General features: G+C 42.7%; 22 protein-coding genes. 7 read left to right on the forward strand and 15 right to left on the reverse strand.

Annotated elements, in window-relative coordinates; translation table 11 throughout:
* Window positions 1-60 precede the first annotated feature (60 nt).
* Complete coding sequence (locus IGI77_RS09900; protein ID WP_015509843.1) at window positions 61-894, forward strand: undecaprenyl-diphosphate phosphatase; 834 nt, start codon at window positions 61-63, stop codon at window positions 892-894.
* 76 nt (window positions 895-970) lie between these two features.
* On the opposite strand, the gene IGI77_RS09905 is transcribed toward IGI77_RS09900, so the two are convergent.
* Together IGI77_RS09905 and IGI77_RS09910 are read right to left on the reverse strand one after the other, a co-directional pair.
* Window positions 971-1,594, reverse strand: a complete 624-nt coding sequence (locus IGI77_RS09905; RefSeq protein WP_284591683.1) for a DUF47 domain-containing protein — start codon at window positions 1,592-1,594, stop codon at window positions 971-973.
* Window positions 1,595-1,606: 12 nt separating this feature from the next.
* Window positions 1,607-2,662, reverse strand: coding sequence for an inorganic phosphate transporter (locus IGI77_RS09910; RefSeq protein WP_005230169.1), 1,056 nt, complete (start codon window positions 2,660-2,662; stop codon window positions 1,607-1,609).
* 236 nt (window positions 2,663-2,898) lie between these two features.
* On the opposite strand from IGI77_RS09910, the gene rpsT reads away from it, so the two are divergent.
* The gene (gene rpsT / locus IGI77_RS09915; RefSeq protein ID WP_005230162.1) at window positions 2,899-3,153 is read left to right on the forward strand and encodes a 30S ribosomal protein S20; all 255 of its coding nucleotides are present in this window, start codon (window positions 2,899-2,901) and stop codon (window positions 3,151-3,153) included.
* Between the two features lie 52 nt (window positions 3,154-3,205).
* Here the strand turns inward: rpsT and holA are convergent, their stop codons facing one another.
* From holA to IGI77_RS09945, 6 genes are all read right to left on the reverse strand, one after another.
* Window positions 3,206-4,225, reverse strand: a complete 1,020-nt coding sequence (gene holA, locus IGI77_RS09920; RefSeq protein ID WP_034869424.1) for a DNA polymerase III subunit delta — start codon at window positions 4,223-4,225, stop codon at window positions 3,206-3,208.
* A gap of 31 nt (window positions 4,226-4,256) precedes the next feature.
* The gene (locus IGI77_RS09925; RefSeq protein WP_438769949.1) at window positions 4,257-6,500 is read right to left on the reverse strand and encodes a DNA internalization-related competence protein ComEC/Rec2; all 2,244 of its coding nucleotides are present in this window, start codon (window positions 6,498-6,500) and stop codon (window positions 4,257-4,259) included.
* The gene (locus IGI77_RS09930) at window positions 6,472-6,969 is read right to left on the reverse strand and encodes a ComE operon protein 2 (RefSeq protein ID WP_005230159.1); all 498 of its coding nucleotides are present in this window, start codon (window positions 6,967-6,969) and stop codon (window positions 6,472-6,474) included. Before IGI77_RS09930 ends, IGI77_RS09925 begins: the two co-directional genes overlap by 29 nt.
* Window positions 6,970-7,062: 93 nt before the next feature.
* The gene (locus IGI77_RS09935; RefSeq protein WP_015509847.1) at window positions 7,063-7,704 is read right to left on the reverse strand and encodes a helix-hairpin-helix domain-containing protein; all 642 of its coding nucleotides are present in this window, start codon (window positions 7,702-7,704) and stop codon (window positions 7,063-7,065) included.
* A gap of 120 nt (window positions 7,705-7,824) precedes the next feature.
* The gene (locus IGI77_RS09940) at window positions 7,825-8,865 is read right to left on the reverse strand and encodes a CAP-associated domain-containing protein (RefSeq protein ID WP_438769951.1); all 1,041 of its coding nucleotides are present in this window, start codon (window positions 8,863-8,865) and stop codon (window positions 7,825-7,827) included.
* Between the two features lie 194 nt (window positions 8,866-9,059).
* The gene (locus IGI77_RS09945) at window positions 9,060-10,859 is read right to left on the reverse strand and encodes a penicillin-binding transpeptidase domain-containing protein (protein ID WP_213357360.1); all 1,800 of its coding nucleotides are present in this window, start codon (window positions 10,857-10,859) and stop codon (window positions 9,060-9,062) included.
* Window positions 10,860-11,029: 170 nt separating this feature from the next.
* On the opposite strand from IGI77_RS09945, the gene IGI77_RS09950 reads away from it, so the two are divergent.
* Window positions 11,030-11,698: a response regulator transcription factor gene (locus tag IGI77_RS09950; protein ID WP_005230154.1), complete on the forward strand. Its 669-nt coding sequence runs from the start codon at window positions 11,030-11,032 to the stop codon at window positions 11,696-11,698.
* Window positions 11,688-13,130 (forward strand): ATP-binding protein, encoded by a 1,443-nt coding sequence (locus tag IGI77_RS09955; RefSeq protein WP_438770527.1) that lies wholly within the window; start codon window positions 11,688-11,690, stop codon window positions 13,128-13,130. Before IGI77_RS09950 ends, IGI77_RS09955 begins: the two co-directional genes overlap by 11 nt.
* A gap of 71 nt (window positions 13,131-13,201) precedes the next feature.
* Here IGI77_RS09955 and IGI77_RS09960 read toward each other — a convergent pair whose 3' ends face one another.
* From IGI77_RS09960 to IGI77_RS09980, 5 genes are all read right to left on the reverse strand, one after another.
* Window positions 13,202-13,819, reverse strand: a complete 618-nt coding sequence (locus IGI77_RS09960) for an HAD-IA family hydrolase (RefSeq protein ID WP_438769952.1) — start codon at window positions 13,817-13,819, stop codon at window positions 13,202-13,204.
* A 216-nt stretch (window positions 13,820-14,035) separates the two neighbouring features.
* Complete coding sequence (locus IGI77_RS09965) at window positions 14,036-15,628, reverse strand: TPM domain-containing protein (RefSeq protein WP_016611113.1); 1,593 nt, start codon at window positions 15,626-15,628, stop codon at window positions 14,036-14,038.
* Between the two features lie 140 nt (window positions 15,629-15,768).
* The gene (locus IGI77_RS09970) at window positions 15,769-17,118 is read right to left on the reverse strand and encodes a PFL family protein (protein ID WP_438769953.1); all 1,350 of its coding nucleotides are present in this window, start codon (window positions 17,116-17,118) and stop codon (window positions 15,769-15,771) included.
* Window positions 17,119-17,126: 8 nt separating this feature from the next.
* Complete coding sequence (locus IGI77_RS09975) at window positions 17,127-17,393, reverse strand: ACT domain-containing protein (RefSeq protein ID WP_005230142.1); 267 nt, start codon at window positions 17,391-17,393, stop codon at window positions 17,127-17,129.
* A gap of 103 nt (window positions 17,394-17,496) precedes the next feature.
* The gene (locus tag IGI77_RS09980) at window positions 17,497-18,159 is read right to left on the reverse strand and encodes a 2,3-bisphosphoglycerate-dependent phosphoglycerate mutase (RefSeq protein ID WP_438769954.1); all 663 of its coding nucleotides are present in this window, start codon (window positions 18,157-18,159) and stop codon (window positions 17,497-17,499) included.
* 415 nt (window positions 18,160-18,574) lie between these two features.
* Between IGI77_RS09980 and IGI77_RS09985 the strand changes: the two genes are divergently transcribed.
* Genes IGI77_RS09985 through IGI77_RS09995 form a run of 3 tightly spaced genes read left to right on the forward strand, consistent with a single transcriptional unit; the run spans window position 18,575 to window position 21,943 of the window.
* Window positions 18,575-20,056: an ABC transporter substrate-binding protein/permease gene (locus tag IGI77_RS09985; protein ID WP_438769955.1), complete on the forward strand. Its 1,482-nt coding sequence runs from the start codon at window positions 18,575-18,577 to the stop codon at window positions 20,054-20,056.
* Entirely contained in the window at window positions 20,049-20,771 is a 723-nt protein-coding gene (locus IGI77_RS09990; RefSeq protein WP_438769956.1) for an amino acid ABC transporter ATP-binding protein, read from the forward strand. Before IGI77_RS09985 ends, IGI77_RS09990 begins: the two co-directional genes overlap by 8 nt.
* 17 nt (window positions 20,772-20,788) lie before the next feature.
* Window positions 20,789-21,943, forward strand: coding sequence for a pyridoxal phosphate-dependent aminotransferase (locus tag IGI77_RS09995; protein WP_438769957.1), 1,155 nt, complete (start codon window positions 20,789-20,791; stop codon window positions 21,941-21,943).
* A gap of 133 nt (window positions 21,944-22,076) precedes the next feature.
* Here the strand turns inward: IGI77_RS09995 and IGI77_RS10000 are convergent, their stop codons facing one another.
* Both IGI77_RS10000 and IGI77_RS10005 read right to left on the reverse strand, forming a co-directional pair.
* Window positions 22,077-22,784: a DUF4811 domain-containing protein gene (locus IGI77_RS10000; RefSeq protein ID WP_005230129.1), complete on the reverse strand. Its 708-nt coding sequence runs from the start codon at window positions 22,782-22,784 to the stop codon at window positions 22,077-22,079.
* Window positions 22,781-24,259: an MDR family MFS transporter gene (locus IGI77_RS10005; protein ID WP_010749631.1), complete on the reverse strand. Its 1,479-nt coding sequence runs from the start codon at window positions 24,257-24,259 to the stop codon at window positions 22,781-22,783. Before IGI77_RS10005 ends, IGI77_RS10000 begins: the two co-directional genes overlap by 4 nt.
* Between the last annotated feature and the right edge of the window lie 27 nt (window positions 24,260-24,286).

Consider the following 24,286-nt stretch of genomic DNA (forward strand, 5'->3'; position numbering starts at 1 on the left):
TATTCGAATCAGGAAACGGTATACTAAGAGTTGTATTTTGTCATAGAAAGGACTGAACCAATGTTTTTTACAAATTTCATAAAAGCGATTTTATTTGGGATCATTGAAGGGATCACGGAATGGCTGCCAATCAGCAGCACGGGTCACTTGATTCTAGCCAACGAATTTATCGGATTGAATGTAACTCCCGAGTTTATGACGATGTTCAATGTTGTCATACAACTGGGTGCGATTTTAGCAGTCGTCTACTTATATTTCCATAAACTAAACCCTTTTTCACCGCAGAAAAATGAGTTAGAGAAAAAAGATACATGGACGTTATGGTTTAAAGTCGTCGTGGCGGTCTTGCCATCGGTTATTATCGGATTACCGTTAGATGATTGGTTAGATGCGCACTTCTACAACTTTTTCTCCGTTTCGATCGTCTTGATCGTTTATGGGATCGGCTTTATCGTGGTAGAAAAACGCAACAAAAATAAAGCACCAAAATGTACCGATTTGAACAAGTTCACCTACAAAGCGGCATTGATCGTAGGAATGTTCCAAGTATTGGCATTGATCCCAGGAACTTCTCGTTCTGGTGCTACTATCTTAGGTGCTATCATGATCGGCGCTTCTCGTTATGTTGCTGCTGAATTTTCATTTTTCTTAGGTATTCCCACCATGTTTGGTGCCAGTGCCTTGAAAATCTTCAAGTTTTTGAAAGATGGCAATGCCTTTGATTTCCAAGGAACCGTCATCTTATTGACAGGAACCATCGTGTCATTCATCGTTTCGATCATCGCGATCCGTTTCTTGATGAACTACATCAAACGGAATGATTTTACCGTATTTGGATGGTATCGCATCGTTTTAGGAATCATTTTGATCGGCTATTGGCTGATCCAATTATAAGCAAAAAGAGCAACTCTTGGGCAGGTAACTGCCGCAATAGTTGCTCTTTTTTTTCGTTTGAATGCTCTCTAGTTCCTCACGTGTTTTTGATCACCATACCATCGATAATATCAACCGCACTTTCGGTGTCGTTGATAATCGATTCAAAGCGATCATAAATATCTTTCCATTTAATGATTTCCAGCACTTCTTTTTCATCCGTAAACAACGCTTTTTTCATTTTTGAATACAAAAGATCTGCTTCTGATTCAATCGTATTTACATCGTTGATCATTTGACGCAATGTTTTTGAATTTTTGAACTTCGGAAACTCTTTTAATGCTGTTTCGACCCCCTGTGTCGCTTGAACGATCATTTCAGCAAATAAGTTCGTCTCAGGGCGGATCTTCGTAATGACCAAATTCTCAAATAAATAAGTCAGTCCCATAATGCCATCCAAAATATCATCTAAACGCTCAGAGATGACCAGGATGTCTTCGCGATCGATCGGTGTGATAAATGAGTCGTACAACTCATTCGTTAACTCAGCGATCACCTGATCGCCTTCCTTTTCTAATCCATGAATCTCAGCTGCCGCTTTACTTAACGCTGTTTCAGAGTAATCATTGATCAACAGCGAAAAACGTTTCGCAGCTAGATGCCCATTTGTTGCCAACTGCTCCATTGCCGCAAAATAATCAAATCCTTTTTTTCGTGCCATTACTTTCTCTCCTCACAAAATTAGCAATAAAATTTTCACCATTAGAAACGCAATCAACCCGCAACCAGGGAACGTTAAAATCCAAGCATAGATCATTTCTTTAACGATGCGCCAATCAACGCTAGAAAAACGTCGAGAAGCCCCTACCCCCATGATGGCAGTCGTTTTTGTATGGGTCGTTGAAACTGGGATACCAAATACGGAAGACAAGAACAAACAGATCGCAGCGGTAACATCTGCAGAAAAGCCCTGGTATTTTTCCAGTTTTACCATATCCATCCCTACTGATTTGATGATTTTCATCCCACCGACAGAAGTACCGATCCCCATGGTCAAGGAACAAAGAACCATCACCCAGAGTGGGATCGAAAAGCCATTGCCGGTCTTTTCAGCAAGATTGTTGTAGAAAAGCCCTAACATGAAGACACCCATAAATTTTTGGCCATCTTGTGCACCATGTAAGAACGCATTGGCACCAGCCGCAATGGCTTGACCAACTGTAAAAATTTTGTTGGCTTTTCGCCGTTGGGTATCGCGAAAGAGCCATACGATCAGTTTCGTGATCAGAAAGCCGCCAATGAAGCCCATCAACGTAGAAACGACAAGACCGATCAAAACTTTCAGCCACTCCTCGCCATTGACTGCATGTAACCCACCAAGGGCCATGGCTGCACCAGTCAGTCCTGCGATCAACGCGTGAGATTCACTAGTTGGGATCCCAAAATACCAAGCTGCGACCGTCCAAACAACAATTGAAAACAAGGCAGCGGCTAATGCGATCTGTGAGACCCGAAAACTCCCGCCTGAATCAAAAGTCACAATGTTGCTGATGGTTTCTGCAACTTGCGCATTAAAATACGTCATCACTAGCACACCTAAGAAATTCATGACGACTGCCATGCCAATGGCGATATTCGGGCGTAAGACTCTCGTGGAGACAGCGGTTGCAATAGCATTCGGCGCATCCGTCCAGCCGTTGACGAAAATCACCCCTAATGACAACACAATCGTTAGAAACAAAGCGATATTCACATAGATTCCCCCATTTAAAAATTCCGAAGTAATCATAGCATAGAAAGCTGTTTCTGTGTAAACTTTTTATAACTATTCAGTAAAAAATGTGTAAAGAAGCATTTTTAAAATCCATAAAGCAAAAAATAGCACGGCCAAAAAACAAATTTTTGTGTTAAGTAAAATTTCTTTACAACTTTTATTGCAATCACTCTTGGCATTAGGTATAATGACTAGTGTTGATTTATACGTTTTCTAAACGTAATTGAACTTTTTTTTCGGAGGTGAAATACATGCCAAACATTGAATCTGCAATCAAACGTGTTCGCACAAGCGAAGCGGCTAATGCTAAGAATTCATCTCAAGTAAGCACAATGCGTACAGCAATCAAAAAATTTGATCAAGCTGTTGAAGCTGGTGCTGATAACGTAGATGCGTTATATAAAGATGCTGTTAAAGCAATCGATATGGCTGAGACTAAAGGATTGATCCACAAGAACAAAGCTAGTCGCGACAAATCTCGTTTAAGTAAAAAAATTGCAAAATAAGCAAATTAAGAAAGGCGCAGCAATCGATGATTGCTGCGCCTTTCTTTTTGACTTACTGTTTGCCATGTTTTAAAACAAATAGCTGGAACAAATACTCTTTGTCCATCTGACCACTTTTCACTAAGTAATCATTTTCGATTAATTCACTATATAGTGCCGCTAATTGCTTTTCTCCAAACCCCCGAGCTTGCTGCATCGCTAACTTCACTCGGTACGGATGAATCCCCAACGTTTCTGCGATATTGGCTTGCTGGTAGCCAATTTTCATCAAAATCGCCGCCTGTAACAGCAGACGGACTTGGCTGATCAAGATAGCATTGATCTTGATCGTCTCTTCCCCTTGCAATAATAGATCGTCATATAAGCGCAACGCATCCGATACGTTCCCCTTTAAGACATCGCTGGTTAATTCAAAGACATTGTGTTCCAACGTCTTAGGGATCAACTGCAAGACGATCTCTTTCGTAATTTTATTGCCATTTCCTGCATACAGCCGTAGTTTCTGTAACTCCTGCATCGCTTTTGATAGGTGCAGATCCGTTAACCGTAAAAACAAATCAAACGCCTCTCGGCTCATTTCGATGCCATCATTGGCCAACGACTGTTGGAGATACTGACGCACGTCGGCTTCTTTCATAGGTGCGACATCAATCACAACTGCGGCTTTCTTCAACTGCTTAGTAATTTTTTTCCGTTCATCTAATTTATCGACATCTGCAAAAATCACCATTACCGATGATTCCAATGGGTCTTTGATATAATTCAAAAAATCATCTAGGTCATGCTCAGGTGCATTGCTCTTTTTTTCAGCCGTTAAGAAAAATGGCCGCTCAACGAACAGTAATCGCTGATCGCCAAAAAAAGGCAACGATTGAGCTTCTTGGATCACCATATCAAGGGGATCTTTCTCCATGTCAAAGGAAGCAAAATTCAGATCATCTTTCCCAACGGAAAAACGCTCCAAAAAGGCCGTGCGAACTTGCTCTTGTAAAAACATTTCACTGCCGATGACCAGATAAATCGATTGCAACTCCTTGGTTCGAATTGCTTGCAACGCTTTTTGTAATTCCATCGTTCCCCCCGCTTTCATTCTTATCCTACCATTAGTCAATCGGATAGTCTAGCAGCGTTTTTATCAAAAATGATTGTTGTTTTTCAGACCAAATAAATTGGATCATGCCTTGCTGATCGGTTCGCAAAACGGTCTGATTTACCAACGTTTCAAGCACCTCTTCATGAGGATGCCCGTACCGATTGTTCCGTCCACTTGAAACGATCCCGAATTGGGGATCGATTGCCGCAACAAACTCAGGTGCCGTCGAGGTTCGACTGCCATGATGCCCTAGTTTCAATACATCAACCTTTAAATTCGGATAATCATGAATCAACTTTTTTTCCCCTGCCTGTTCGAGATCGCCAGTAAACAAAAATGTTTTATCCCCTACCTTGGTTTTAATCACCATCGAATCTTCGTTTTGTCCTGCACCTGATTCTGGTGCCAATACTTGCAACTGAAGGAAATCACCCACCACTTGGCCAACCGTCGTCCAAACAACGCTTGTCTGATTAGGCAGTTCGTTTAAAAGCTTGGCGATGCGGTGATCTTGTTCACTTCCTGGTACAAGATATAACGTTTCAACAGAAATCGCCTTCATCAATGCTAGCGCATCTCCCATATGGTCCGTGTCCCCGTGAGTTAGAAACAAACCAGTAATCTTCCTGACTCCCTCCCCTTTCAAAAAAGGAATCAATGTAGATTCCGCGGCAGCTTGTCGTTTGCGCTCTTGCCAGTTTTCTTTCGGAAAAGATAGAGAACCTCCAGTATCGATCACATAAACTTCGCGATTTTTTTCTGCCTGTAAAACGATACTATCGCCTTGACCAACGTCGACATAACTAATGGTGGGTAAAACGCGATTCTGTTGAAAGACGATTGGTACAACAAGCGAAAAACAGATCACCAACAGCCACCGTTTCTTTTGGTAACAGAGCAGGCCAAGCAAACAACAACTAGCTGCCAATCCTGCAGGAAGGGCACCCACCGTTATCGATACGCCTCCTACAGCGCCCACGACAACTTCCATAAGTAATAAAAGCTCTTCAAAAAGGGCAATCAGCCCACTGATGGTTGGGAAAAGCGTCCCAGCAATGAACATTAAGAAACAGGCTGGCAGCAAAACCAATTGAAAAAACGGTAAAAAGACAAACGTCAAAAAGCCCCCAAATAATGGAAATTCATAAAAGAGCGAGACTATGACAGGCGCAGCCAGCACCGTGAGGAACTGACTGCGCCAAAACCACGTCAATTTGATCGGTCGCTGCATCATTATCAGGAAGGCCATCAAAAGACTTAATTGCCCCGAGGTTTGAAGCAATACTTTGGGATCAACGAATAAAAGAGCCGTTAAGACGATCCCATAATGATCACTTGCCGATAGCCGTTGTTGATAAAGAGTGGTCACTTGAGTAACCGACAATGCCAAGACAGCACGCCAGACACTAATGCCGCCGCCACAAATCCCAATTACGACCAAGAAAAAGACCCCCATTGGCAACAGCATTTCTTGTTGCGTAAACCCCAATCGGCAGAAGCATCCGCGAAACCACTTGAAAAATAAGACGACATGCATTCCTGAGATCGTAAAGAAATGCAATAAGCCACTAGCACGATACATTTGACGTACTTCTTGAAAGTCATGGTCTTTAAAACCAAAGAGCAACGCATTGATATAGGCTGCTGAGCGTTCAGGGAAGATTCGTTGCACAGAAGAAATAACATCTGCTCGAATTTTTGCAAGCGAAAAGCCTGAGTCTGCTGCTTCCATTCCTACAACTTGCTCGATATGGACTGTGCCAATAATTGATCGACTGGCTAGATAGGCAGAATAGTCAAACCCGTGGCGGTTTCGTGGTTTTTCAGGAAGAGAAAAAAATCCTTTCACCAGCAGCTTTCTTCCCCAATCGGATCGATCCTGCCATTGCTGTTTTTCAGTCTCTGAAGAAATCGTGTAACGGCCAATCACTTTACCTGCGGAAGATTTTGCTTCAAACGTAAGCAGATCGCCATTGATTTTGATCGTGTCTGGCAACACATTGACTACCCCTTCATACTCACCTTCTTGTATGTTTCCAGTCCGAGAAAGACAGACGCGGACACTTAACAGCAACAGTCCGACAAAACAAATCATGCACAAAAATGCTTGTCGTCTTAAGACAAGCATCCCGAAATAATAAAGTGCAATGAGTCCCAGTAAGATGGACTGCACATAGTAAGCAGTCACCGAACAAGCAAAAATAATACTAAGAAATAAAAATGAATCAGTTCTCTTTTGTTGGTTGTGCATCATTCAGCACACCAAATGAAAGTTTTTCAAAATACACCGGATCAAGTTCAACTTGGTGGACGGAAGCACCTACTTGTTGAATCAATTCCATTGCATACTGATTGTTACGATAGTCATTCAAATAATGGATCGTTTTGACCCCTGCTTGCAAAATTGCTTTCGTACAGGGAAGGCAAGGGAAATGCGTCACATAGATTTCCGCATTGTCTGTTGACACCCCTAATTTTGCACATTGCAATAAGGCATTCATTTCTGCATGAATCGTCCGAATACAATGGTCATCGACAACATAACAGCCATCGTCGATGCAGTGTACATCGCCACTGACTGAGCCATTGTAGCCTCCAGCGATGATTCGGCGATCTTTGACTAATGTAGCGCCGACTTCAAGTCGGGAACACGTACTGCGTAAAGAAAGTAAAACAGCTTGCGCCATAAAATACTGGTCCCAAGGGATTCTCGTATTGCTCATTCATTTGCTCCTTTGCGATTGATTAGTTCTATTCTAATCGAATTTCTTGAATTTTCAACCGTCATTTCTTAGTATTTCTTACTTTTATTTGGTTCAGTCCGTCACTGTAATCATCTCTTTCAAGGACTCAAAGGTCTTCTCTCCGATGCCTGTGATCTTTTTTAGGTCATCAATCTGTTTAAAAAAGCCATATTCTTCGCGGTAAGCGATGATTGCTTCTGCTTTTTTGGCACCCACGCCTGGCAGTTCTTGCAGTTGCTGCGCATTGGCTTGATTCAGATTGATTTGTGTCACTGCTGTCTGGCTGCCACCTACTCCTGAAGCATTCATCTCCGTAAACGCTTGATCCTCTTTATGCGGGACGATCACCATCTGTTGATCTTGCAGCACCTGTGCTAAGTTTATGGCTGTTTCTAACGCCTCTTCTGTCAGACCACCTGCTTGTTCGATCAATTCATACATCCGCGCACCTGATTTTAAACGATAAATGCCCGGTTGGTGCACTTCTCCTTTGACATCGATAACGATCTCATACTCTTCATCGTGAAGACCATCTTCTTGAAGGGTTCCACCTTCCCCCATTTCAGACGATTGACCTGCTGCATCTGCCATTGATTGCCAGTTTGTTTCTTTGTTTTGCGAGAACGGTACAAACCAGATGATCAGCAAAACCATCAAAACAGCACCACCAACTGCAAATCGCCAATAGTCTTTGAGCAGCTTCCATTGATCCATTTTCACCACCTCATAGATGAAATACGCAAAAAGTAATCAAGGACAGAAAAAAAGTCAACACTTTCCACGTGTCGACTTTTTCACTAGCTAAGAAGTATCAGTTTCAAGCAATTCAGGAATTTACGACGCCGATCCTCGGTGATACAACGTTGTATAATATGGCTGTTCGCTGGTATCGATCGCAATACCGATCCCGAGAAATTGATACTCATCATTTAGAATCGTTGCCCGATGTCCCTCTGAATTCATTAAACCTTGATGGGCGTAAATACTGCTGGCTTGGCCAAATGCCAAATTTTCCCCTGCAGCAGTGAAGCTGATCCCGTCTTCTTGCATCCGATCAAATGGAGTCGATCCATCTAACCCGATATGATCAAAGTATCGATGTTCTGCCATATCTTGGCTATGCTTCACGGCAGTCTCACTGGTTGCTTCGCTGAAATCAAGAGGTGACAAACCAAATTTCACTCGGGTGGCATTCGTTAATTCAAATAACTGTGTTCGTAAACCGGTTAAAATGGCGGCTTGATTTTGGCGAAAATCATTCGCATGGCGTGTTTCTAGGGAGCGATTGATGATTTGGATCGCAGTCACTGTATCTTCGGCATGAACATCATAGAAAAAAGTAATCAATTGATCGTCTTGCAAGAACAGATCATAGTCAACATCCGAATCGATGCGATACCGTCGTGATCCTCGTTGTAGACTTTCTTGACGCGTCCCCATCTGATTACGAACGCTTGCTTTTGAAGATCCGATACCTAGCGTGTCATCGATAAGAATCGTATCTTGATTCGTATAGATCCCTTGCGCAATATCATGTTCATCGTACATCACCATCATGAAGTTACGAAAATCATCGTGATAGGAAGTCCAGTTCAGTCCATACCGATTCGCTGATTCACTGATCGCTTCCCCAAAGGTTTCTTCGATCACTTGTCGTGATTCATTATATAAATATGTCTGGGCAGGCGTTTCTGCCGCTGGCCTTGCTGAAGTGTCTTGTGAAAGAGAAAATTGGGACGAGAGAGATTGAGTGATCTCGTTGAGTCGGGCATCACGAAATGCCAAGCGCCCGTCTTGCCATGTGATCACCTGGCTTGCAAAATAAAGAAGCCCGATGAGAAAAATGCTTTTGATCAAGAATTTTATTTTTTTCATATGACACCTCCGTCAATGAATCTTTATGTGTTAACTTTAGCACGATCGTTTATCCATTCATCCCTAGATTGGATCGCTGATGCACCCTTCCTGTCTTTTCTAAAGACTATCATTCCTGTGGGAAGTTGACCAGCTGCAGCATGAAATTTCTTAGATGATCTAGGTCTTTTTAAGCTCCTGTTAAGAAACTTTTTTTACTCACGAAAACTTTGCAGCGCCATCGAACGCTCCATCAAGGGATTGGCGATTTTAGCTAATGTATGTCGATCGTATTCTTCTGGTCGCTTGATAGTGAGGTAAAGAATAAACTGTGGATCATCCGTTGGGTAGATGGAGACCGCCGAATAAATATAATCAAACTCTCCCGTCATGTAGCCTTGACCATTCTCATTGGCGATCTGAGCAGTCCCAGTTTTGACAGAAATCTCATGGTTCGTCAGTTGGTATACATCATAAGCGGTGCCATAACGTTCATCCGTCACTACATCGGTCATGTATTCTAAAACAGCATCAGCTGCTGCTTGTGAAATAGGCTGGGAAACGACTTCTGGAAAAACTTGGGTCTCTTCCCCTACTCGCCGAATCAATTGCGGACGTATCATCTCGCCACCATTGGCAAATGCACTAAATAGCTGCATCATCTGCATCTGATTGACGCCGATCGCATGGCCATAGGAACTCATGGCATAATCCACCCGATTTCTTGAAGGTAAGATCCCAGGCACTTCCCCAGGAAGCTCACTTCCTGTAACTTTCCCTAATCCAAAATCAGTTAAATACTGTGCCCAATGATCAAAACCGATCCGTTGCTGAAGTCGAACCATCCCAGTGTTGCTTGACCAAGCTAACGCTTGCCGCATCGTCAACTCACCATTTGCTCCGGAGTCGTGGTCATTGATGACTCGATCTTCAATCTGCATACTCACAGGATTGTAGCGTTCCGTCGGATCAAAAACACCTTCATCTATAGCTGCCGCAACGGTTGCCAGCTTCAAGGTCGAACCAGGTTCATACATCTCTTCCGTAAAAAGATTACGCCAAATAAAGTGTTCATCCGTAATTCCTTCTTGGGTCTCTGGATGAAAACTAGGTCTTTGAGCCATCGTTAAAATCTCCCCAGTTTTCGCATCCATCAATAAAGCCGTTAGATTTTCTGGTCGTGTTTGTTCCATAACTTCATCCATCACTGATTCAGTGAATAACTGCAGATGAGCATCTAATGTCGTCCAAACATCATTCCCATCTACTCCTTCTTCTACGGTTTGATTGGTTGCGGGAACAGGATTCCCTGAAGCATTGACTTGAAAGGACTCTCGCCCATTTTGATTCTTCAAAAAGTCGTTCAGTACATATTCTAATCCAGAAACACCGACTCGAATCTCTTCATCATCTGACGTTGTACCTATCAAATGTGAAGAAAAGATACCATTCGGATAACTGCGACTTGAACGAGCATCGAAATAGATACCGTTGATTCCAGCTGCATCAAACGCCGCTTCGATTTGATTTCGAGTAGTCACACTTAGACCACTGCCAACATTGCCAAATTCCACTTGAAAGACAGGCGGATCTGTTTGATTCGCACCATCTGACAAGATTGACAAAACTTGCTCGTTAGAAATAGGTAAATACTCCGAAAGAATCGTTGCGGTCTCCTCAAAGCGCGCTCTGTCTAGATACATGGGTCGTCCATTGTCAATGTAATCTTCAGAAAGAACCGCTCGAACAGTATAGGAAAGAATATCTTGTGCGATCACTGTCCCCTGCCGATCAAAAATCGCCCCTCGACTTGTTTCGATCGATCTTGAACTATAATACAAATTTTCTATTCTTTCAGACAAAGAGACGCCTGCAATCACGCCGACTTGAACAATGTAAATCAAACGTGCAGAAAACCCCATAAAAAGCGCAAGACTGATTATGTATAACCAATGACCGACTAGCTTACGATTTTTCTTTGCTTTTTTCTTTCTGACCATATGATAGTCATACATCGCCAAAGCGCTCCTTTCGATTGAATATACCTCTATAGTATTGGGTATTTGTGATGATCTTGTGAGGGAAAGAACAATTATTTTTCAAAGAGTCATTTTCCTATTAAATCAGCGATTATGCTGTGATATACTTTAAAAAATATAAATTATTTTTAAGGATGTGAATAAATTTGCAAAAAATATTGATCGTTGATGATGATACTCATATGCGTGCCTTAGTGAAAACTTATGCGGAGATCGAAGGGTATCTATGTTTTGAGGCAGCGGATGGAAAAGAAACTTTGGAAAAATTAACCAATCATTCATTCGATTTGATCCTCCTAGATGTCATGATGCCGGGAAAAGATGGCTTTCAGACGCTTTCGGAAATCAGAGGAAGCTGTAACACGCCAGTCATTATGATTACCGCTCGAAAGGAAGAGTATGATAAACTCTTTGGCTTCAATCTTGGTGCCGATGATTATATTGCCAAGCCATTTAGCCCTAAAGAGCTGATGGCTCGCATCAAAGCTGTGTTGAAACGAAGCAGTCAGTTTCAGTTCGAAAAGATCGTTTTTGGTGATCTCGAAGTCAATGTTTTTTCTCATACTGTAACGATCAATGGGAATCCTCTGCCGCTTACGCCAAAAGAATTCGATCTGCTGGTCTATTTGACGAAAAATAATCATATCGCTTTGAGCCGAGAATCAATTTTAGAAGGTGTCTGGGGCTTTGATTATTTTGGAGATACCAGAACAGTGGATACACACATCAAGTCCTTGCGAGAGCGTCTAGGGGATTACCGTGAGTTGATCCAAACGGTATGGGGAGTTGGGTATAAATTTGATTATGAAGACTAGTCGGTTAGGTTTTACTTACATCAAAAGTAAATTACTCGTGCGGCTTTGGTCCGCCAATATGCTGCTGGTCATCATTGGCATCGCTTTTTTGTGGACTGTTCAAATTTTGCTCTTTGAACCAAATTATATCAATGTAACGAAAGAATCACTTTTAGAAACAGTTCAGGAAACAGCTGCCGCTATTGAAGAAATGGCAGTAGATACAGATGATTTACCAGAAGAGCCATTACTTTTTCTTAGTAAAACGATCGTTGGGACTCTTTTCTTAGTCGACGCGGATGGCGAAATTCTGGCGGCATTTAACAATGGCCAACAATTAAACATAGATGGGTTGAGCAACGAATACAACTGGTTGTTATCTCACGCACCAACTGTCCTTGATGGTGAGAGCCTGAGTGCTGTAGAAGACTTTGAAAAGTCTTCTGCCATTCTTATTGGCGTTCCTACCACTCTTTTCCAACGCCCAGCTGCCCTTTTGCTCTCCAATACGATCACTCAAATCGAAGCGCTTCAAAGCTTGAATCGACAGCAACTCCTTCTATTCACCATCATATTAACTATTTTTGCGTCAACGATCTCCTTTTTTTTAGCACAGCATTTTATTCGCCCGATCAAAACCATCAAAGAAGCCATCATCCGCTTAACTAACGGTGAGCTTTATTCCGTACCCAAACTTAAGCGTAGTGATGAATTAGGTACACTTTCTGAATCGGTTGCGGACTTAAGCACAGAACTTCAGCGAGTAGACGTCTTGCGAAAAGAAGTGATTGCCAATGTTTCTCATGAACTACGCTCCCCCCTCGCGTTGATCACTGGCTATGGGGAGATGGTACGTGATGTATCTGGAAGCGACGAACGCCTTCGAAAAGAACATATGGACCTAATTATCAGCGAAGCCCACCGCATGAGTGCTATGGTCGATGACATCATGGATTTCTCTATCATGCAAGCAGGCTACACACAACTTAAAAATGAAATCTGGAATACATACGAGGTGGTTTCCTCCGTCGTTGCTTACGCAAGAGGGATCGCCAATCAATATGACATCACTGTCGATTTTGAAGCAGATCGTACGAATGGAAATGCTCTTTTTGATCGCATCAAAATGGAACAGGTTTTGCGTAATTTAATAAACAATGGCATCAACCATACACCTAAAAATGAACGACTCTTAATCAAATTAACGAATACATCTGCAGGAACAAAAGTTGCTGTCATCAATCCTGGAAAAGATATCCCTCCAGAACAACTCGAACTTATTTGGGAAAGATACCAACGCGTCCAACATCAAGCAGGACATAAAGAAGGAACCGGCATCGGCTTAGCGATCGTAAAAACCATTTTGACTTCTCATGCCTTCGAATATGGCGCTGAGTCGAAAAATGGTGTGACTTGTTTTTGGTTTGTTGTGCCGAGACTAGAAGATCAATGAGAACTACGTTTATACCGTTCATCATGAGTACTGAATGACTTACTTTCTATGCACAAAAAAGCCTTGATTTCTCAAGACTTAATGATTTCTTGTATTTCAGCCATTGATTGGACGGTATGGTCGGCAGATACATCTTTTAAGAGACCTTCTATATCATAAAATATCGTCTTGACACCTGCTCCTTGTCCTGCAAAAACATCCATCGTGCGATCGCCGATCATGACAGTCTGATCTTTGTCTAGTTGATACTTTTCAACAAGATAAATCAGGGAAGTTGGATCCGGTTTGCGGGGGAAGTTGTTTTCTGGGCCAACGATCTCAACGATCAGGTCTGCCATCTGTTCTTTTTCTAACAACTCTTTCGTTGAGACGACATCGCGGTGGGTCAAAATGTAGTTCTTTCCGCCAGCAGCAACCACGGCTTCTAATGTTTCTTTGGTTCCTGCAAAGGAAAGCGGCAAACGATCATCCAGCGCTTCATTTGCTTTGAATGCTTTAGTGAACTCATGAAAATCTAAGTTGTATTTTTCAGCAACTTTTTTGGAAGATGAATCTTTCAGTATATAATAAATCTCCGCTGGATCTGGATCGAAGCCATACTCCTTCAATGTCTTGATAAAAGCTTTTAACATGATTGGGTAGCTGTCGTAAAGTGTTCCGTCAAAATCCCATATGTAAGATTGGTACATGATATCCCTCGTTTTCTCCCTTTTTCAAATGAATGAAAGTTCCATTCATTTTCTGTAACTCTAAAAAGTTTACCACACTTTGTTTGGTTTGTCTTATTTATCAAGGGATTTCCTCCACAAGAAAAAACGCCATTGACCATGCAATCCTTCCGCTTGCACAAACCTACATGCAAGCGAATGTACTGCAGAACAATGAACGTTCCTCACTACGAAAAATTACCAGCTACCAGAAACACCGCCACCGCTGCTGCTTCCTCCGCTAAAGCCGCCAAAATCATTCGAAGAACTTTGCGTATCTGCAATGACTTGTTCTTGATGGGTCACATGATTATTCATCATTACAAAGAACAACGCCATATTCATACCATGGGGGTCATACTCTTGGCGAGCATTATTCAAAACGGCTGCTCGATCAGAAGCATCAAATGAGGATAATTTGTTTGCTAAATCTGGGTGATTTTGATAAACCTGTTTCAAGTCAACTTGGAACAAAGCATCTGTTTTCACTTCCGCTAGAACATTAGAAACTTCTTTTGGAATGGCTTGTACCATCTCAGGATAGGTCGCTTTTTCCGTCACAAGTTGAGCTAAGTATCGCCCTTGCTCATTGCGTCTTCTGATCTCTTCTTTGGCTTGCTTGGCTATTTCTGCTCGATAAGCATCTGCTAAAGGCAGATTTTCGGGTAACACCGCATCAGTCAAATCGTAGTCTGCCATCCGTTCAGACACTTCCCTGCCTAATTGGGCTTCATAGGTTTTTAAGGTGTCATGTTGTGTAAGGATCACCTGACCGAAATGTTTGACCGTGGTTTGTTTCTTCATCAGCAAGTTTGAAAAATAGGCGCCAATTGCTGGATTCGTCAAGCCGTGTTGGATGACTCGTTTATCCGCTGTCGACAATCCAGTGACCGAAGTCAATTTCGCTGGCACATAAGTCCTCGTCACATACTGCGTAAATGCTTGTTGACAATCTTTTGCTGTCTGATACTGATGGTAACGCTGATAGTTCTTTCTATTGCTAGCCCATTTCAAGAAATCTTTCTGTTGGAAGTGACTATCTTCTAACAGATGTTTCGGCAATGGCAGGTGCTCTTCAAAACGCCGTTTGGTTTTAAGATGGCGAAAACTGATGAACCCGACAAGGCCTGCAGCTGCTGCCGCTACGACACCACTGACGATTTTACCAATAGTGAACCACATCTGCTTAGTGGCTTCTGCTTCTTGTGCCTGTTTTTCTGCTAACATTTGCTTGCCATCTTGATAGATCGTCCCTAAACCAATCGTTTCATCCGCTTCTTTCATTCGCTGATAGACTTCATTAGAAGCTGCCAATATCGCTGTATCATAATCTTCATCTCGTAATGCGTCTTTGGCATCTTCATCCACTAAATCATCTTCCGATAGCTCACTGAAGACATAGGATAGTCCATCGCCATAACCCAGACGAAATTCACGATCGTCAATGGCAAAGAGAAACAATAGTCCATTATTGTCCTCTGGATTTCCTAAACCATACTCATTGAACAGTTCCAAATTACGCTCTTCAATCGATTGCCCATCTAAAGAAGGGATCGTGATCACAGCATATTCTGGTGCTCCAGTCAATGATTGAAAGCCCTCTTTATTCAAAGTATCGATTTGTTTGATTGTCTCTTGTGAAAGGACCCCGGCATCATCACGAACAAATGTCTGTCCAAAGGCAATTGATGGTTGAAGGACAAAAAATCCCATCAAACCAACAAAAACCAACATCCCAAGTTGGAAGATTTTCTTCATTTTACCACCCCTTTTCATCGTGTTATCTTTCATTGTATTCGATTTCAAATGATAAAACATCCGCCTTAAGCATGAAAAAAATAGTTACATGACTAAAAAACCTTTAAAAGACAGCATTTGGGTCGGTCTTTTAAAGGTCATTTTATCATATTTTCCTAGTAAAGGAGTACAAATTAATTTTTGAATGAATGGATCGGAGCGGGAATACGTCCCCCACGTAAAATGAAATCAGTAGACTGTGCAGGATTGGTTTTCATCACTGGTGCCGTCCCTAATAATCCACCAAATTCAATGCGGTCGCCGATTTTTTTGTCTTTCGCTGGAATGATTCGGACAGCTGTCGTCTTGTGGTTGATGACGCCGATCGCTGCTTCATCCGCAATCATTGCGGCGATCGTCTCAGCAGAAGTATCTCCTGGAATCGCAATCATATCCAAACCGACAGAACAGATCGCCGTCATGGCTTCAAGTTTTTCTAAATTCAATAAACCAGCTTCTACAGCCTTGATCATCCCTGCGTCTTCAGAAACGGGGATAAAGGCACCCGACAGACCTCCAACATGGTTACATGCCATTACGCCGCCTTTTTTTACTGCATCATTTAACAAGGCCAAAGCCGCCGTCGTTCCGTGGGTACCGACAGATTCTAGACCCATTTCTTCTAAAATCAATGCCACACTATCGCCGACTGCAGGAGTTGGCGCCAGCGAAAGATCGACGATCCCGAATGGAACGCCCAAGCGCTCTGAAGCTACGCGCCCGACCAATTGCCCCATCCGCGTGATCTTGAAAGCTGTTTTTTTGACTGTTTCCGCCACAACATCAAAGGACTCGCCTTTGACTTTTTCCAAGGCACGTTTGACGACACCAGGTCCGCTGACACCAACGTTGATTTCCACATCAGCTTCACCGACCCCATGAAAAGCACCCGCCATAAAGGGATTGTCTTCCACTGCATTCGCAAAGACGACGAGCTTCGCACAGCCCATATCTGATGCCTCAGCCGTCTTCTTGACTGTTTCTCCCATCAGACGTACTGCATCCATGTTGATCCCAGCTTTCGTTGATCCAATATTGACCGACGAACAGACAAAATTGGTTTGAGCCAAGGCTTCTGGAATCGATTCGACCAATGCAAGGTCGCCGCCTTGATAGCCTTTTTCTACTAGTGCGCTATAGCCGCCGATGAAATTTACTCCGACTTCTTGCGCCGCTCGATCCAAGGTCTTCGCAACTTTGATACAGTCTGCGGGTGTCGGCTGGCAAGCTGCCACTACGATCGCTACAGGGGTAACCGAAATCCGCTTGTTAATGATCGGAATGCCATATTCACTTTCGATCTCTTCGCCGACTTTGACAAGATCTTTCGCTTTTGTTGTAATTTTTCGAAAAATTTTCTCACAGGTACGATCAATGTCGGCGTCAATACAATCCAATAATGAGATCCCCATTGTGATGGTACGAATATCTAAGTTTTCTTCTTCCACCATGCGAATGGTTTCAAGTATTTGATTTGTCTCCATAGTGCCTCCTATAATTTGTGCATGGTATCAAAAATCTCTTGATTTTGAATGCTGATTTTTACACCTAATGTACGACCAATTTGGTGAAGCTCCTCACGAACACCATCAAAATCCTGATTGGCATCCATGTTTAAAAGCATCATCATCGTGAAGTAATCTTCCATGATCGTTTGGGACACATCTAAAATATTGATTTCTAATTCTGCTAATTTCTGGCTAACACCAGCAATGATCCCAACCTTGTCTTTTCCAATAACGGTTAATACGGCTTTCATATCCTCCCGCCTTTCATAAAATTTTTCTTATTATAGCACAACAAAACCACATTTTCGATGTAACATCAAACGAAATTGTGGTTTATTCTTTAAATGTTCGTTATTACGCCCGTTCAATCAAGTTTGCTTGGCTATCAAACTCATAAATGATCGGCTGTGCGTTAGGAATATCGATCGTATCCATGGCATCTTTTGGCACGTCTTCCAAGTATTTGACTAACGCCCGCAAGCTGTTCCCATGACCAGTAATGAGAATATTCTTATGATCTTTAAGTAACGGAACCACCTGGTCTTGCCAAAATGGGACTACTCGCACCACCACCATCCCCAGATTTTCTCCCTTAGGTATCAAGCGAGGGTCTAAAGAATCATAGCGTCGGTCTAAATCATTTTTCTCCACATATAAAGGCGGTTCATCATATCCACGTCGCCATTTTTGCACCTGTTCTTTTCCATACTTTGCCACCATCTCATCTTTATTGACCCCTACTAATTGGCCATAATGACGTTCATTTAGGCGCCATGTTTTTTTCACAGGGACCCAAAGCTGATCGCTGGCTTCCAGAACCGCATCGCAAGTGATGATCGTTCGCTGCAGCACAGATGCAAAGGCAAAATCAAAGGAAATCCCCAATGCTTTGATCTGTTCCCCCGCAGCCCAAGCTTGTTGTCGGCCTTTTTCGGTCAGAGAAACATCTAGCCACCCTGTCCAGTAATTTTCAAAATTTGCTTCGCTTTCACCATGTCGAATCAATACGACCTTCATTCTATCGCCTCCTCTTCTCTTTTATTATCGCAAGAAATCCAAAAAATGTCTTATGTTTCGTTTTTGCCGCTTTGTTTCAGACAACTTTTTATTTTGTCATTGCAGATCCTGTTTCTCGTTTAAGCGAAGCTGCTTTCTTTCTTCACTATCCGTTATTTTCTAAGCATCCTTTCAAATAGATGGGTATAGAAAATGGCAGCTGCGCCTTTTCCACTTTCTTCTTCCTTGGATTGCAAATAATTTGAATAAATGGTTTTACGCTCTACAACAATTTTTGACTTTTTTTCTCTGACTTATTGACTTCAACTGATGTTATGCTATGATAGTTTCTATCACTTATATGTATTTTTATACATTTATTAGTTATTATTTGCATTTTTAATAGATGCGCAGAAAAAGTTAAAGGGGCGTTTACATGAAAAGGTTTAGTAAGGGTACTGTTTTATTAGGGATCATCACAGCGTTGCTGCCGTTTTTCTTTGTCGGACAAACACATGCAGAAGAAACCGATCCAATCTATGAAAAAGTCAAAGAAAATGGTGTATTGGTCGTGGGTTTATCTGCCGATTATGCACCATATGAATTCCGTGCCAATGTTGATGGAAAAAATGAAATCGTGGGGATCGATATCTCGATTGCCAAAAAAATTGCAGATGACTTAGGGGTCGATCTGAAGATTGAGGAGCTTGGGTTCGACGCGCTGTTAGGGGCTCTAAAAACGGGTAAAATCGATGTCGTCATCTCTGGGATGGCTGCTACGGATGAGCGCCGTAAAGAAGTCAATTTCACTGACACCTATATGGAAGTCCAACAGACCGTCCTGGTTCGAGCAGAAGATGCGGATCGTTTCCAATCGACGGCTGATTTTGATGGTGTAGCTGTCGGTGCACAACGACAAACCACACAAGAAGAGCTGGCAAATACAGAATTGACTGGCTCGACCGTCACCTCTTTGCAAAGGGTGCCTGATTTGATCACCAATCTAAAATCACGCAAGATCGATGCGATCGTGATGGAAGGTCCCGTCGCCGAAGCTTATGTGACGGCGAATGATACCTTGGCATTAGCCGAAAATGTCACGTTTGAAAACGGCGTGAAGGAGACCGCGATCGCCATCTCGAAAGAAGCGCCAGTTTTACTGGAAAAACTCAATTCCTCCATTGAAACTATCATTAGTAATGATCTTTTAAGCCAATACAAAGAAGATGCCTATCGATTGATGTTTACCGAAGAAGGCACGATTGATGAAGAGCAAAGCTTTTGGGAAAAATATCTGCCTTTTTACATCACTGGAACTGGCTATACGATCTTCCTAGCCTTGGTTGGGGTATTATTCGGCTCTATCGGTGGCAGCTTGTTAGCCTTTATGAAGCTTTCTAAGTCAAAAGCATTGAAAGTCATTGCCGCTGTCTATATTGAATATGTTCGGGGAACACCTTTGTTAGTACAAATTTTTATTGTATACTTTGGAACAGGCGTGTTAGGCTTAGAGCTTTCGAAATTAGCTGCCGGCTGTATTGCCTTAGCACTAAACAGTGCCGCCTATGTGGCAGAAATCATCCGTGCTGGGATCAATGCCGTCAATAAAGGACAGCTGGAAGCCGCTCGTTCATTAGGCATGAATCAGATCCAAGCGATGCGCTTCATCATTTTCCCGCAAGCCATCAAAAACATCTTACCTGCTCTAGGAAATGAATTTGTCACGGTCATCAAAGAGTCTTCGGTCGTATCGGTGATCGGTGTGTCTGAACTGATTTTCCAAACAGGCGTCGTTCAAGGGGCCAGCTTCAAACCGTTTTTACCATACGTTATCGTATCATTGATCTACTTTGTATTGACCTTCGCCCTCTCACGTCTATTGGGTGTTGCTGAAAGGAGAATGAAAACTAGTGATTAAAGTTGAAAAATTAGTGAAAACATTTGGCGAGAATACCGTCTTAAAAGAAATTGATCTTGAAGTGACACCTGGTGAAGTCGTTGTGATCATCGGACCCTCAGGAAGTGGGAAAAGTACTTTCTTACGCTGCTTGAATCTTCTTGAACAGCCGACTGGCGGGAAAATCACCTTCGAAGGCAATGATTTATTGGCAAAAGGGGTGAAAATCGATCAGATTCGTCAAAAAATGGGAATGGTCTTTCAAAGCTTCAATTTATTCCCTCATAAAACGGTGTTAGAAAATCTGACTATCAGCCCGATCAAAGTCAAACAGCAAGAGCAAGCTGCTGCCGAAGAGACAGCGAAAGGATTGCTGGAGCAAGTTGGCTTAGCTGAAAAAGCGGATAGTTACCCCTCTAGCCTTTCTGGCGGGCAGCAGCAACGGGTGGCTATTGCTAGAGCGTTGGCAATGGATCGTGATGTAATGCTCTTTGACGAACCAACCTCAGCATTGGACCCAGAAATGGTCGGAGAAGTGTTGACGGTCATGCAAGCTTTGGCAGAAAAAGGCATGACGATGGTGGTCGTTACCCACGAAATGGGCTTCGCCAAAGAAGTTGCCGATCGTGTCATCTTTATGGCTGACGGTATCATTCAAGAACAAGGAACACCAGAACAAATCTTTGAGCATCCGCAAAATGCGCGGACACAGGATTTTTTAAGCAAAGTTTTATAGAAATTGGAGATGACAAAATGAACCGTCCGTTGATTGCAGAACGTTTTTTACAACCAGAAGAAAATCTTTTAATGGAGATCGCCACTCTTGCGAAGAAAACCCCAAATTTGATTGATTTGTCGATTGGTGATCCTGATTTGATTACAGATGCGACAATCATTGAAGCAGCTTTTGCTGACGTCAAAGCAGGTCATACAAAATACACCGCTTCAGACGGCAGTGCTGATTTTATCCAAACTGTCGTTGATTTTTATCAAAAGCAATACCAGCTTACTTTTTCACCTAGCCAAGTACGAGGAACTGTCGGTGCATTGCATGGCATGTACTTAGCTTTGGCTGCCATCATTGATCCTGGTGATGAAGTGATTATTCATGAACCATACTTTTCACCTTATAAACAACAAGTCGAACTAGTCGGTGGTGTGCCGGTCTTTATCCCGACCTTTGAAAAAGATGGCTTTCAAATCGATGTCGAGGTCTTAAAATCCGCCATCACTGAGAAAACTCGGGCGATCATTATCAATTCACCAAACAATCCTACTGGTGCTGTTTTTTCTCCAGAAACTTTTGAAAAAATCGCAGCAGTTGCCATTGACCATGACTTGCTGGTCCTCTCGGATGAAGTCTATGAAGCCTTTTGCTTTGATGATACCTTTGTACCGATGGCAGCCTTCGCACCTGAGAACACCATCACATTCAGCAGTTTCTCAAAAGCCTTTGCCATGACTGGCTGGCGGATCGGTTACATGATCGCACCTGAATCGATCAATCTTACGGCAAAACTGATCAATGAGTCGATCGCCTATTCGGCACCAACTCCTTCACAACGGGCAGGTATTTACGCATTGAATCACTATGATACCCTCGTGCCGCAAGTGGTTGCTGTCTTTAAGGAACGACTGACCTACATTGAACAACGGGTTGCTGAGATCCCCTTCCTTTCCTTATCCCCAGTCAAAGGAAGCATGTATGCCTTCATCAACATTGAACAAACGGGGTTGGACTCTGTCAGCTTTGTCGAGAAATTATTAAAGGAAACCAGTGTGCTGATGATCCCTGGGAAAGCCTTTGGAGAAACGACCGGCGATGGCTATGTTCGCTTAGCTGCCACCCAATCGTTGGACTTGTTAAAAGAAGCTTTCGACCGCATTGCCGCGTGCTCATTTGACTAAAGAAAATCCCACTCACTTCTAGTGTGTGGGATTTTTTTTGGTGGTAGCCGTTTTTCAAAAGTATCACGTTCCATATAAAAAGGGACAGAAGAATCCGATTTGATTCTTCCATCCCCTGACTATCTGCTCGTTTTTACTTTTTTGCTTCTTCTAGTAATTTTGCCATCGCTTCTTTTTGATAAGCTTCTGTCAATTCAGCGATTTTTGCTTTTTGGGCTGCCTCATCCATAGTTGGATCAGCCATTAATGCAGCTTGCATTTTTTCTTGGACATAGGCTTGTCCTTGTGTTTTCATAGTGTCTGCTTGTTCTTTCGCTAAAGAAGCCAGTTTTTTTGCTTGATCCACACTCAAGACTTCCCATGAATCTGGCAATGAGAACGTATTGGTACGGCTGACATATTGGCCATCGTTATCAGCGATCCCGAACAAGAAGCGTGATAGGTCACTTTTATAAACCCAGCGCGTCGTTTTTGTTTCTAATTGAGCTGAATCAGCCCCTGTTTCCACAACATTAGTCACTTTATCAGTACCGGTTTGTTTTGGTTCCTCTTGATCAGCATCCGTTTTATATAGGTAGATTTTTTCCGTACCATCTCCTAATGGCTGATACAATAGCAAATCAAAATTCTCGTTATCGGCACTAGAAACCAGTGGGGTTGTTTTAGCAGTCGTTTCTTTTTCCATTCCAAAATGATAGGTCAAATTGGCCATCAGTGCGACGACACTTGCCACGAAGACTAGACCTAAGACCAATGATAAACCTGTTTGCAGCTTGTTTTTGGCAAAGACATTCAGTACCGCAAACCCTAACACGCTAAGAACGATCAAAAGCAAGATCATTTGTCCGCACCTCCTTCAAGAACCGTCAATCGCGGTTCTTTTTTCTTTAAGGAGAAGGCGATCAAGAATCCTAAGAAGCTAAAGACCGCTGCCACATAAAAGGCGGCATGGTAGCCAGATAAAGTCGCTTCGATTGCTTTTTCTTTGTATGCCAAAGGCGTTGCATCCAGCAAAGAATCACTTGGCAAGTTGCCCTTAGTGACGTTTGTCAAGACACTGATCAAGATAGCCGTACCAATTGAGCTGGCTACTTGACGGAACGTATTGTTTACCGCGGTACCGTGACTGATCAAATGACCAGGTAAGGCATTCATTCCTGAAGTCGTTACTGGCATCATCACCATTGAGATCCCGAACATCCGAATCCCATAAAGAATGATGATATGCAAAATCGGTGTATCTTTTGTTAAGAAAGCAAATGGTAAGGTTGCGGCAGTCAAGATAAACATCCCGGTGATAGCTAAACGTTTTGCACCATACTTATCAAAGATCGCACCAGTGATCGGCATCATGATCCCCATGATCAACGCACCTGGCAATAACATCAATCCTGAATGAAACGCTGACTCACCACGAATGTTTTGGATATACAATGGGAGAACCATTTCAGCACCGATCATCGCCATATTCGTGACCCCTGAAAGGATCGACGCCAAGGTAAAGGTCGTTGATTTGAACACGCGCAACTCTAAGAACGGATGCTCAATGTGCAATTGACGCCATGCAAAGAAAGCAATGAAAAAGACACCGGCTGCTAGAAAACCGATTACTTCCATACTGCCCCACCCTTTGTCGCCGACGCTTGAAAAGCCATAGAGCAATGTACCAAAACCAAGGGTTGATAAAATCGCTGAGAACAGATCGATTTTCGGATGCGACAATTCAATCACACTCTTCATTAGAAAGAGCGCTAAGACTAAGACTAAAACGACGATCGGAATGACCATTCCGAACAAATAGCGCCAGTCATAATGATCAATGATCCAACCAGATAACGTTGGGCCTAAGGCTGGTGCTAACCCAATAACGATTCCTGACATGCCCATGGCTGAACCGCGTTTTTCTGGTGGGAAGATCGACAACATGATATTTTGCAAAAGCGGCATCGAGATCCCTACACCGGCAGCTTGCACTAAGCGGCCAATCAATAATGTAGAAAAGTTCGGTGCAGCAAAACAAGCGATCGTTCCTGCAAGGAAGATGCTCATTGCCGTTAAGTAAAGACTTCTCGAGCTGAACTTGTTGATCAGCCATGCGGTGATCGGGATCATGATCCCATTGACCAGCAAGAAACCAGTGGTCAGCCATTGAACATCAGATGCTGAGATGTCAAAGGCATCCATCAAAGTTGGAAAAGCCGTTGTTAACAATGTTTGGTTCAAAACAGTACAAAACGTACCGATCAGCAAAACCATGACCAGTAAGGAACGGTTGTAAGGTTTGCCGTAGATATCTAAAGGACGACTCGTTGACATATTTCACACTCTTTTCAGTATATTTTT

Origin of the sequence: Enterococcus sp. DIV0213h, from assembly GCF_051711285.1 — a bacterium.
GTDB lineage: Bacteria > Bacillota > Bacilli > Lactobacillales > Enterococcaceae > Enterococcus_D > Enterococcus_D casseliflavus.